12 protein-coding genes and 1 pseudogene are annotated in these 11181 nt (G+C 66.0%); 9 read left to right on the top strand and 4 right to left on the bottom strand.

The window, feature by feature from the left end; all coding sequences use genetic code 11:
* Nucleotides 1-276 precede the first annotated feature (276 nt).
* Entirely contained in the window at nucleotides 277-1044 is a 768-nt protein-coding gene (locus FJ417_RS31670) for an SDR family oxidoreductase (RefSeq protein ID WP_140786168.1), read from the bottom strand.
* A gap of 297 nt (nucleotides 1045-1341) precedes the next feature.
* Here FJ417_RS31670 and FJ417_RS31665 point away from each other — a divergent pair, with 297 nt between their 5' ends.
* Together FJ417_RS31665 and FJ417_RS31660 are read left to right on the top strand one after the other, a co-directional pair.
* On the top strand, nucleotides 1342-1497 hold the full coding sequence (locus FJ417_RS31665; protein WP_140647018.1) for a hypothetical protein: 156 nt from the start codon (nucleotides 1342-1344) through the stop codon (nucleotides 1495-1497).
* A 154-nt stretch (nucleotides 1498-1651) separates the two neighbouring features.
* The gene (locus FJ417_RS31660; RefSeq protein ID WP_140786167.1) at nucleotides 1652-2590 is read left to right on the top strand and encodes an LLM class flavin-dependent oxidoreductase; all 939 of its coding nucleotides are present in this window, start codon (nucleotides 1652-1654) and stop codon (nucleotides 2588-2590) included.
* Between the two features lie 11 nt (nucleotides 2591-2601).
* Here FJ417_RS31660 and FJ417_RS31655 read toward each other — a convergent pair whose 3' ends face one another.
* The 3 genes from FJ417_RS31655 to FJ417_RS31645 all read right to left on the bottom strand — a co-directional run bounded on the left by FJ417_RS31655 (nucleotide 2602) and on the right by FJ417_RS31645 (nucleotide 4643).
* Nucleotides 2602-3516, bottom strand: a complete 915-nt coding sequence (locus tag FJ417_RS31655) for a sigma-70 family RNA polymerase sigma factor (protein ID WP_246687618.1) — start codon at nucleotides 3514-3516, stop codon at nucleotides 2602-2604.
* 8 nt (nucleotides 3517-3524) lie between these two features.
* Nucleotides 3525-3839, bottom strand: a complete 315-nt coding sequence (locus tag FJ417_RS33725; RefSeq protein WP_140786165.1) for an antibiotic biosynthesis monooxygenase — start codon at nucleotides 3837-3839, stop codon at nucleotides 3525-3527.
* 129 nt (nucleotides 3840-3968) lie between these two features.
* Entirely contained in the window at nucleotides 3969-4643 is a 675-nt protein-coding gene (locus FJ417_RS31645) for an isochorismatase family cysteine hydrolase (RefSeq protein WP_140786164.1), read from the bottom strand.
* Between the two features lie 404 nt (nucleotides 4644-5047).
* Between FJ417_RS31645 and exbB the strand changes: the two genes are divergently transcribed.
* The 7 genes and pseudogenes from exbB (at nucleotide 5048) to FJ417_RS31610 (ending at nucleotide 11174) form a co-directional block, all read left to right on the top strand.
* Nucleotides 5048-6016 carry a tonB-system energizer ExbB gene (gene exbB, locus FJ417_RS31640; protein WP_140786169.1) on the top strand — a complete coding sequence of 323 codons (969 nt, stop codon included), beginning with the start codon at nucleotides 5048-5050 and terminating at the stop codon, nucleotides 6014-6016.
* 5 nt (nucleotides 6017-6021) lie between these two features.
* A complete protein-coding gene (gene exbD / locus FJ417_RS31635) occupies nucleotides 6022-6525 on the top strand; it encodes a TonB system transport protein ExbD (protein ID WP_140786163.1) in 504 nt (167 codons plus the stop codon).
* Complete coding sequence (locus FJ417_RS31630; RefSeq protein ID WP_140786162.1) at nucleotides 6522-7511, top strand: energy transducer TonB; 990 nt, start codon at nucleotides 6522-6524, stop codon at nucleotides 7509-7511. The genes exbD and FJ417_RS31630 overlap by 4 nt, the downstream gene beginning before the upstream one ends.
* A gap of 152 nt (nucleotides 7512-7663) precedes the next feature.
* The gene (locus tag FJ417_RS31625) at nucleotides 7664-8758 is read left to right on the top strand and encodes a transporter substrate-binding protein (RefSeq protein WP_140786161.1); all 1095 of its coding nucleotides are present in this window, start codon (nucleotides 7664-7666) and stop codon (nucleotides 8756-8758) included.
* Nucleotides 8755-9357 (top strand): ANTAR domain-containing protein, encoded by a 603-nt coding sequence (locus tag FJ417_RS31620; protein WP_140786160.1) that lies wholly within the window; start codon nucleotides 8755-8757, stop codon nucleotides 9355-9357. Before FJ417_RS31625 ends, FJ417_RS31620 begins: the two co-directional genes overlap by 4 nt.
* A complete protein-coding gene (locus FJ417_RS31615) occupies nucleotides 9335-10240 on the top strand; it encodes an ABC transporter permease (RefSeq protein ID WP_140786159.1) in 906 nt (301 codons plus the stop codon). The genes FJ417_RS31620 and FJ417_RS31615 overlap by 23 nt, the downstream gene beginning before the upstream one ends.
* Nucleotides 10241-10253: 13 nt before the next feature.
* Nucleotides 10254-11174, top strand: a pseudogene (locus tag FJ417_RS31610) (ABC transporter permease).
* Nucleotides 11175-11181 lie beyond the last annotated feature (7 nt).

Genomic DNA, 11181 nt, shown 5'->3' with positions numbered 1-11181 from the left:
CGCTCAACTGCCTCTCCAAAGAATCCTTTCTCAGCCTAAACTCAACCCCAAAAACGCCATATGCGATTCCCCTGCCCTCCGGAGGGGGGAGAGGTGGCGCTGCGAAGCAGCGACGGAGTGGGGGAACCACCTTGCAACCGTCGCCAACGAATATTGAAATGGGGCCCAGGCGCCAGAGTATTTCGGCACCGCGCCAAGGGTCGACCCCCACTCCGTCCAGCTACGCTCGACACCTCTCCCCCGATCGACGGGGGAGAGGAAGGCGCCAAGCTGGCCTCAAATCGCCGTGAACGCGTTGTCCACGAACAGATGCGCGCCGTTGACGAAGCTCGATTCGTCGCTGGCCAAAAACAGCGCGGCCTTCGCCACTTCCTCCGGCTCGCCGATGCGGCCCTGCTGCGCGGCCATCGCCGCGTCCGAGACGTCGACGCCGAGCTTGCCGAGATCGGCCACTTCGCGCAAGCCATGCGGCGTGCGGATGAAGCCGGGGCAGACGGCGTTGCAGCGGATGTTGCGGTCGCGGAATTCCACCGCGATGGCGCGGGCAAACATGTGGCAGGCGCCCTTGGTGGTGTCGTAGAGCACTTCGTTCGGCGTCGCCGCCACGGCTGAGATCGACGATGTGCAGACGATCGAGCCGCCGCCGGCGGCGATCATGCCGGGCAGCACAGCGCGCGTCATCAGGAACATCGAGCGCACGTTGACGGCATGCAGCCAGTCCCATTCCTGCAGGCTTGTTTCCAGGAATGGCTTGATGACGATGGTGCCGGCGTGGTTGAACAGCACCGTGACCGGGCCGAGCTTTTCCGTCGCCGCCTTCACCGCCGCCTCGACCTGTGCTTCGTCCGAAACGTCGGCCACGAAATGCTCGGCGACATGGCCCCGCGCCCGGATCGCCGCGGCGGTCTTGCCGGCCGCCTCGCCGTTGCGGTCGATGATTGCCACCTTTGCGCCTTCGGCGGCAAACAATTCCGAAGCCGCCCCGCCCATGCCCGTCGCACCGCCCGAAACGATAGCGACCTTGCCCGCCAGCCTTCCACCCATTCTTATTGCTCCTTCAGTGCCGCCCATATCGGCCCAAGCGATGCTATCCGTCATGCGCGAGGCAGCCAAGACCGTTCGAGCCATTGGATATTGTGCCTGTGAACGCCGCGAAAACGGCTGATTTTCAACCCGTTCGGCCAGATTGCCCATGTCCCGATATCGGCTACATCGCCTGCGCTGCGAGTATGAAAAACCATGATCCGCCCTCTTTTAAAAAATCATTCCAGGAATCGCTCGAAAATAACAATCGACAAAGTCTACTAACTTTATAGATTAATGGCCGTGACGGAGGTCGATATGTCCTATAGCCAGAACGCCCAGACCGCCCGCAAGGGGCAAAGGCTGACTGCCGATCAAAGCTGGAGGCCCGCCTATGGCGGCACCTTCGCCTATCTCGTCTTCGCGCTTGCGTTCGTGTTCACCGGCGCGGTGATCCTGGGGCTGATCCCCTGATCCAAGGCGGGCCCAGACCCGCCGTCAAACAATCTGAGTCGAGCAATCGGAGTGGAAAACTGGCCGGGCGCCAGGGCGTCGTCGCGCGCCAGCGTCTCAGGTCTGGTTAGAAGCTTTTGAAGCGGGGCGACCCAACGTGATGGAGGAGATGGCAATGCCGATCGAGTTCACGCATGTTCCAGGCAAGCCTGCCAATGGCAGCTTCTTCTACGATTTCGCCGAGACGGCGACCAAATTGTCGCTGATCGAGGATTCCGGTTTTCGCAAGCTGGTGGTGGATGACCCCGCAGGCCTACTTACCAATATGGACATCGCCGCGCAGACGCTCGACCGCACCGGCTCGCTGGAGGTGGTGCTAACGCACTGGGCCGGCGTTATCGAACCGACGGTGGCGGCAAGGCAGCTCGCGGCGCTCGACCGCAAAAGCGGCGGCCGCCTGTCGCTTCGCATGCTGAGCGAGCCGCTGGAGGACAGCGACGCCGAGGCCCGGCCCGTTGGCCACAGCGTGGTGTGGCAGCGCATCGACGAATATCTGGTGCTGTTGAAGCGCCTATGGTCGAACGACAGGCCCTTCGACCATGAAGGCGCCTTCTACAGCGTCCGCGGCGGCTTCGTGCCGCGCAAGGGACCGCATGGCGCCGACCTCGCCATCCGTCTCGGTGGGCAGTCCGGCATGGCCTTGAAGGTCGTCGGAAAGCATGCCGATGTCTTCGAGCTGGCCGCCGGCTCCCCGGATGAGGTCGCGCAACTGATGCAGCGCGTGCGCGGCGCCGCGGCGGAACATGGCCGCGCCGGCAGGTTGCGCTTTGCGCTGCCTGTCCGCATTCACCCGGACGGCTGGACGGGCACTCCGGATCACAAGGCGGTCGAGCTTGCCGGGCCGCCGGCGCGGATTGCCCTGGCACTTTTGCCCTATGCCGCGCTTGGCATCGAGGAGTTCATGATCGGTGGCATCGACCGCCCAAGCGAGATCGCCCGCATCGGGCGCGAGACGATCACGCTGGTCGCGAATTCGCTGGCGCGGCGCGAGGTGGAGGTTCCGCAACCGGGGATCCTTGCGTCCCAGACCTTCCCTGAGATCCACCTTCGCTAACGCCGGCCTCCCTACGGCTGGGATGAGTAATCCAGGCCGTCCATGACGTAATCCGCGAACAGGAAATCGCGGATGCCGGCGATCCGGCCGTTCTCCCAATCGATGAGAATGAAGTAGCGCGGCGGCCCGTCCGGACGCTCCGGACTGGTGACCAGGATGGCGAGCCGGCCTTCGACAAGGCCGGTCGTGAAATGCCAATGCGTTTCGTCGGCATAGCGGCCGAAGTAATTGCCGACATATTCCTTGCCGTCGGCGCGCAAGCGGTTGACCAGCTCCAGCTTGACGTCCTCGGCCAGCAGCCCGCGCAAGGTATCGAAGTCCCTGGCATTGAAGGCGGCCACATAGTCACCGAGACGGCGCATGTCCTGCCGGTCGAGCGCCGGGTAGGGCGGCGCCATGCGCGGCGCGGCCGCCAGCTTGCGCAGGCTCTCGCGGCCCCGCTGCAGCGCGCCCTTGATCGCCGTGTCGGAGGTTTCGAGGATTTCGCCGATCTCCTCCAGGCTGTGTCCCAGCACATCCTTCAGCACGACCGTGCATCTTTGCGCCGGCGGCAGTTGCATCAGCTCGGCTAGGCTCGCCTCGGCGGCCATGCGCGCATCCAGCGCCGAATTCTCGTCGGTGATCATGTCGAGCTCGACCTCGCTTTCGCGCCCTCGCAAGCGGGTCCGCTTGCGCAGGAAATCGAGCGCCGCGTTGTGCGCGATGCGAAACAGCCAGGGTTCGGTCTTGTCGGGCATGTCGCCATTCCTGATCGCCACGAAGCCTTTGGCCAAAGCCTCCTGGACGATGTCTTCGCCATCGATGACGGATCCGACCATGCGCGAAGCGTAGCGGTGCAGCTTGGCCCTCAGGCTGGCGGCCTCGCGCTCGAAGGCGCGAAGCCTGGTTTCGGTCGCCGCAACGGACTGATCCTGCGAACCGGTCACGCGTCCTCCTAGTCTTCGATCCCGCCCGTATGGGAATAGGTCGTGTGACCCATCATGCTCTCGCCGGCGGCCAGCTCGACGATGCTCTTCATGTAATCGGCGAAGCGGGGATCGCCGCGGAAGGCGGCGATGTCCTGCGCCGAACGCCATTGCGAGATATTGGCGACCTTGCTGCCGTCGTCGCCGACGACCACCGACGACGATACCGAGCCCGGCTGCTTGCTGAAGAAGGCCCTCGTGCCCTCGGCAAGCGTCTTGGCGAGTTCCTGCTGCTTGCCCGGCTTGGCGGTGAAGACGTTGATCAGGGTCACTGTGGTCGACATGGCTTGGCTCCGTTTGTCCTGATGGCGGAGGCCGTTGCGGCTCCCGCACCTGTTACGACCCTCAAGACGAAGCCGGAATCGAAAACGGAACGGTGGGGGTGAAAAAAATACGATGGAACCACGAAATCCTCAACGCATTGCGCCCGCGAGCTGCCGCAACGCGGCAATGACCGCCTCCGAGTCCGCTAGCGCGCCGAAGACCCCGTCTTCCACCGTCACCATATGCAGCGCTGCTTCGTGCGCATACTGGTCGCCGCTGGCGCAGGCGTCCGCAATCGTCAGGCACTGGAAGTTGCGGTCGCAGGCCTCGCGCAATGTGGTGTGCACGCAGACATCCGTCGTGCAGCCGGTGAACAGGAGATGTGTGATGCCGCGCGCCCGCAAAACGAGCTCCAGATCCGTATAGGTGAAGGCGCTGTTGCAGGTCTTGTCGATGATGATGTCCTGCGGCGCCACGTCGATGTCGGCGGAAATCTGGAAGCCCGGGCCGGAACGCAGCAGGACATCGGTGCCGTCGAGGCCAGCCCGCTTGCGGCGCCATTTTTCGTAAGGCGTCATGTCGGCCATGTCGGCGCGATAGCCCTGCCTGGTGTGGATGATGGTTAGGCCGGCGGTTCGAGCGGCCTCGATCAGCCGGTTGACCGCCGGCAGGATGGCTCTCAGCGGCGATGGATCGTAGCCCTTCCTGGCGAAGTAGCCGTTCGGCGACAGGAAATCCTCCTGCAGGTCGATCACCAGCAGCGCCGTATGCTGCGGCACCAGCCTGCCGTCATAGGGGAAGTCGAAGGGTACCGCCTTGATCATCGGCCGCCTGCCTTGGTTGTTGTGCGCGCATCGTGCCCAGCAACTGCCATGCCGTCCAGACCTTGCAGCGTGCCGAACCGATATTGGGGAACGCGTTGCATTGTTGATAACTACAGTCACCTTTATAGTTGACTTGCAAAGTCATGTTTCATAGTCAACCAGCATTGGCCGCCTGGCACCTGCCTTGGATGGCGGCCGCTGCATTGGAGGCGGATGTTGGCCGGAGCTGGACAGCCTTTCATGTCGACGCCGTGCGCTTCGCCGTCGGCGGACGCAGGCTGCTCGGTCCGGCCTTGCTCGATCTGCACCGTTCGCGCGTCTACGGCCTTGTCGGCCACAACGGCTCGGGCAAGTCCACCCGTCCAGCCGATCGGATATGTGCAATGATGAAGCGAGGACGAGCCTTGTCCCGAAACGGTCTTTTCGCGGCGCTGGCCGCGTGCCTCATTCTTTCGGCCGGCCTCGCCAAGGCACAGGAACAGCCGGCAGCGCAGCAATCGGCGCCCACCGTGCAGGCTCCCCTCGAGCAGGCTCCGGCAGCGCAAGCACCCGTCGCTCCCGCCCCGCAAATGCCGGCGGCGCAGGCGCCCGTCGCCACGCCGGTGGAACCGGGCATCCAACCGGCCCCGAACAACGCCACAGGCGAAGAGCGCTCCATCTCGCTGGCACTGCCGCATGACCTTTCGCCCTGGGGCATGTTCATGAATGCCGACATCGTCGTGAAGGCGGTGATGGTGGGGCTGGCCTTCGCTTCCCTCGTCACCTGGACGATCTGGCTCGCCAAGTCGCTGGAGGTCTTAGGCGGCAAGCTGAGAGCCCGCCGCGCCGCCGATGCGATCGGCAACGCCGCGACGCTGATGCAGGCCGGCCGGGAGCTTGGCCACAGCGGCGGCCCAGCCGCGCTTCTGGTGCGGGCGGCGGAGGAGGAACGGGCGCTTTCGGCCGGCGCGCTCGACCATGCCTCCGGCGACGGCCTGAAGGAGCGCGTCGCCTCCCGGCTTTCGCGCATCGAGGCGGCGGCGGCCCGGCGCATGTCGCGCGGCACCGGCCTGCTCGCCACCATCGGCTCGACGGCGCCCTTCATGGGCCTGTTCGGCACCGTCTGGGGCATCATGAACGCCTTCATCGGCATCTCGCAGGCGCAGACCACCAATCTGGCGGTCGTGGCGCCCGGCATCGCCGAGGCGCTGCTTGCGACCGCCATGGGCCTTGTCGCGGCCATTCCGGCGGTCGTCATCTACAACGTCTTCGCGCGCTCGATAGCCGGCTACAGGCAGATCCTGGCCGACGCCTCAGCAGGCGTCGAGCGGCTGGTCAGCCGCGACCTCGATTTCCGCACCGTGCCGCCGGCAACGGCCATGGCTGCGGAGTAACGGCGATGGCGGCGCGGATTCGCGAGACTGCCGGCGACGATCTCGAGGAAAGCCACGACATCAACGTCACCCCGTTCATCGACGTCATCCTGGTGCTGTTGATCATCTTCATGGTAGCGGCGCCGCTGGCGACCGTCGACGTCAATGTCGACCTGCCCGGATCGACGGCAACGCCGGCGCCGCGATCCGAGACACCGCTGTTCTTGACTTTGAAAACCGATCTGACGCTGGCGATCGGCAATGACGGTGTGCCCCGTCCGGCCTTTGCCGGCGTGCTCGACAGCCGCACCAAGGGCGACAAGCAGACACGCATCTTCCTGCGCGCCGACAAGACGGTCGGTTATGGCGACCTGATGGAAGTCATGAACCTGCTGCGCCGCGCCGGCTATCTCAAGGTCGCGCTGGTCGGCCTCGAAACAGCTGGCGATGCCGGCGGGCGGGCCGTGCCCAAAATGCCCGCGGCCGGCGCGAACCTCGTCCCGACGCCGGGCGGAAACTCGGCGCCATGACGGTCGCCGCCCGTTCCCGGATTTCCCAGCCGCGCTTCGGCGCGCGTGAGGCCGGCCGGTGGACGAGCGCCGCCGCGATCATTCTGGCCGCCCATGTGGCGGTCGCCTATGCGGTGCAGAACCTGAGTTTCGCCGAGATGCAGGATGGCGGTCCGCCGCCGGCGCTGGCGGTCGAGATGGCACCGCTGGTCATCGCGCCTGCAGTGCCGGAAGAGGCGGCGATGCTGGACACTGTGACACCGGAGCCGCCCGATGCGGCGGACACGGAAAAGCCCGTCGACATAAGACCGGCGACCGACCCGGCGCCGGCGGTGGAACAGGCCGAGCCCGTGACCGAACAGCCATCCGATGCCGACGATACGCAAGAAGCCGAGCAGGCCGCGCCGGCGGAACGGGCCATTGCCGCGCTGAGCGAGCAGAAGCCGCTGGACGAGGCCGTGCCGGACCCTGTCGAGGCGATCGCCCCGGACGTCGTCATTCCGCTGCCGCAAGCAAAACCGGTGGAAGCGGAGGTGAAGGTGCAAAAGCCGGCAGAACCCAGGAAGAAGACTGAGAAGAAACCGGTCGGAAAACCGAAAAAACGGATCGGGAAGGAAAGGGCGCCTCCACCCAGGGCGGCGACCACCGCCAGCATCGACGCCAAGGCGGCGGCGAAGGCGGCCGCGCCACTGTCCTCGAATGCGCCGCCGCGCTCCAGCGTCAGCCCGTCGCGCTGGAATTCCAGCCTGGAGGCATGGATCAGGCGGCACACCCGCTATCCGAGCGCGGCGCGCTCCAGGCGGGCCGAGGGCACGCCGAGCGTGACCTTCACGGTCGACACCTCCGGCAGGGTGGTCTCGGCCCGACTGGCGCGATCCTCGGGCGACGGCGATCTCGACCGCGCGGCGCTCGGGGCCTTGCAGGGCGCCTCCGTGCCGGCCCCGCCGGCCGAACTCGGCGCGCGCGTCACCCGCACCGCGCCCTTCGTCTTCAGCCTGCGGGACTAGATGGCCTTCAACTTTCAGGCTTGACTGACGGACGGTAGGGAATAGGGTAGCTCGACGAAAATACCGGCTTTGGTCGCCGGGCGGCAAGAATGCCTCGTATGCCTCGCCCATCCGGCGCTGGCTGCGAGGCTTTTTCATTTTTGGGGCCTTGCTTGAAACGACGTATCGAGATCGGCATCCTCTATTCCCGGTCAGGCAGCTATCAGCTCGTCTCCGACGCCTGCCGGCTGGGGGCGATGCGCGCGATCGCCGACATCAACGCCGATCGCGCGCAAAGCATCGAGCTCGTCCCGGTCGAGCGCGATCCGCAAAGCAACGCCGACCGCTACGCGACGCTCTGCGAAGACATCTTCCGCACCAGCAGCGCCCGCCATGTCGTCGGCTGCATCACCTCCTGGAGCCGCAAGGAGACCATTCCCGTGCTGGAGAAGGCGGGCGGCATGCTCTGGTATGCCTGCCCGTATGAAGGCTTCGAGGCCAACGAGCATGTCGTCTACATGCATGCCTGCCCGAACCAGCATCTGGTGCCGCTGATGGCTCATGTCGCGCCGCGTTTCGGCGCCAACGGCTTTCTGCTCGGCTCGAACTACATATGGGGCTGGGAGATGAACCGCGTCGCGCGCGACCTGACCGCCGACGCCGGCGGCAAGGTGCTCGGCGAACGCTATCTGCGCATCGGCGAGACCGGCGTTTCGCGCCTGATCGACGAAATCCGCGTCACGCGGCCGAATTTCATCCTCAACAACCTGATCGGCACCTCGTCCTATGCTTTCCTCGCTGCCTATCGCGACCTGGGACGAGAGGATGCGGCCTTCAAGCCTGGCGCCTGCCCGGTGATTTCGTGCAATCTCACCGAGGGCGAGCTGCCGGCAATCGGCGAAACGGGCAAGGGCCACCTGTCGGCCGGGCCTTATTTCGCGCCGCGCCCGGCCGCCTTCGCCTCGTCCCTCGAAGCCTCCGCCTATGCCTCGGTGCAGGTGATGGCGGACGTGCTTGCCGGCAACCCGGACGCCGGCCCGGCGGAATTCTCGAAAGCCTTCGCCGAGCGCCGCTTCGCGACCCGCCTCGGGCCGATCGCCATCGATCCGCACACCCAGCATGCGACCCTGCCGGTGATCATCGGGCGTATTGCCGACGGCTTCTTCGAGGTGGTGAGCCGCGAGGAAGAGGTGGCGCCCGATCCCTATCTTTCGCGCTACGATCCGGCCAAAGTCTTCGGCCGTCCGCGGCTCAGGGTGGTGTCGTGAGCCGCGCCGCGCGCATCCCCAATCTCGGCGGCGCCAAGGCCTTCGTGCTGCATCGTCCGCACACCACGGTGCAGGCGATCACCAGGCAGTTGTCGGCGATCGGCCTCGCGGCGGTCGAGTGCTGGCCGCATCTGCCGGCGGAGGTGCTGGCAGCGGATTTCGTGTTCTTCGACGCCGACCTCGGCTTCGACGAGCAGTTCCCGTGGAAGCCCGGCGAGGCGCCGATGCCGCTGGTGGCGCTGATCGGCTCGGAGGCGCCGGGCCGTATCGAATGGGCGCTGTCGCACAAGGCCGATGCGCAATTGCTGAAACCGGTCGGGACCGCCGGCGTCTACAGCGCGCTGCTGATCGCCCGGCAGAGTTTCGAGGCGCGCAGGCAGCTTGCCGGCGAGATCGCGTCGCTGCGCCAGCGGGTCGGCGAGCGCCAGACCATCGTGCGCGCGGTCGCGGCTTTGTCGAAAGGCAGCGACGACGACCGCGCCTACGCGCAGCTCAGATCGCTGGCGATGAACTGGCAGATCAGCGTCGAGGAAGCGGCCCGGCGCATCGTGGCGATGACCGAAGCGGAGGGCGGCGATGACCAATCCCATCGCGCCTGACCTTTCGACGGGCCGGATGCCGGCAAAGCCGCGCGCTGGCGTCTGGCGCCGGCTGGTCAGGCGGCCGCTGGCGCTGGTCGGGCTGTTCATTATCGCCATCGTGCTCGCCGGCACCATCCTCGCCCCATGGCTGACCGGCTACGATCCCAACGAGCAGATGTTCGACGGCCTGACGCTCGAAGGCTCGCCGCTGCCGCCGAACGCCAAGTTCTGGCTGGGCACCGACCTGCTCGGCCGCGACCTGTTGACCCGCATCCTGTTCGGCGCGCGCACCTCGCTGATCATCGGCATCGTCGCCAACGGCGTGGCGCTTCTGATCGGCACGCTGGTCGGCGTCACGGCGGGCTATTTCCGGGGCTGGATCGGCAGCGCGCTGATGCGCTTCACCGACCTGATGATGGCCTTTCCCGCGCTGCTTTTAGCCATCTGCCTGGCGGCGGTGTTCGAGCCGAGCCTGTGGATCGTCGCCATGGTGATCGCGCTGGTCAACTGGGTGCAGACCGCGCGCGTCATCTACACCGAAACCTCGTCGCTCTCCGAACGCGAGTTCATCGATGCCGAGCGCACGATAGGGGCGAGCGCGCCGCGTATTCTCATCCGCCACATCCTGCCGCATCTCCTGCCGACCATCATCGTCTGGGGCACGCTCGGCATCTCGACCACGGTGCTGCTCGAAGCCACGCTCAGCTATCTCGGCATCGGCGTGCAGCCGCCGACGGCGTCGTGGGGCAACATCATCTTCGAGAACCAGACCTATTTCCAGGCGGCGCCCTGGCTGGTGTTCTTCCCGGGCGCCGCGATCCTGGCGCTCGCGCTGGCCTTCAACCTGATCGGCGACGCGCTGCGCGACATCCTCGACCCGACGCAGAGAGGGCGGGAATAATGGGGGGCCGGTCATGATCGCCTATCTCGGCCGCCGGCTCATCCAGTCGCTGCTCATCCTGCTTGGCGTCTCGCTGATCACCTTCGCGCTGCTCTATCTTTTGCCGGCCGATCCAGTGCGCCAGATCGCCGGGCGCAGCGCCACCCCCGAAACGGTGGAGAACATCCGACGCCAGCTCGGGCTCGACCAGCCCTTCATCGTCCAGTACTGGCACTATCTCACGAGGCTCGTCAGTGGCGATCTCGGCCGCTCCTACATCCAGCGCTCGGAAGTCACCGAACTCATCGTCTCGCGGCTGCCGGCCAGCCTGCTGCTGATGGTCGGCGCCATCCTGAGCGAGCTGGCCATCGGCCTCACCATGGGGCTGATCGCCGCCGTCAGGCGCGGCACCGCCACCGACCAGACCTTGATGGTCGCCTCCTTCGTCGGCGTCTCGGCGCCGCAATTCGTCGTCGGTCTGCTCCTGCTCTACGTCTTCGCCGTCAGGCTCGGCTGGTTCCCGATCGGCGGCTACGGCAGCTGGCGCCACCTCGTGCTGCCGTCGCTGACCATGGGCATACTCGGCGCCGGCTGGTACGCGCGCATGATGCGCTCGTCGATGATCGACGTGCTGCGCCAGGACTATATGCGAACCGCCCGCGCCAAGGGACTGGCGCGCGGCGCCATCCTGTTCCGTCACGCGCTGCCCAACGCCATCCTGCCGGTCGTCGCCATGATCGGCATCGACGTCGGCATCTTCATGGGCGGCATCGTGGTGGTCGAAAGCGTGTTCGGCTAGCCCGGCATCGGCCAGTTGGCCTGGCAGGCCATCCAGCGTGTCGACATCCCGATCATCATGGGCGTCACCCTGGTCTCGGCCTTCGCCATCGTGCTCGGCAACCTTCTCGCCGACATCATCGCCCCCTTCATCGACCCCCGGATTAAACTCAGATGAAAATGAA

The organism is Mesorhizobium sp. B3-1-7 (assembly GCF_006439385.1).
Lineage (GTDB): Bacteria > Pseudomonadota > Alphaproteobacteria > Rhizobiales > Rhizobiaceae > Mesorhizobium.
This window is presented reverse-complemented; position numbering and strand designations above follow the sequence as displayed.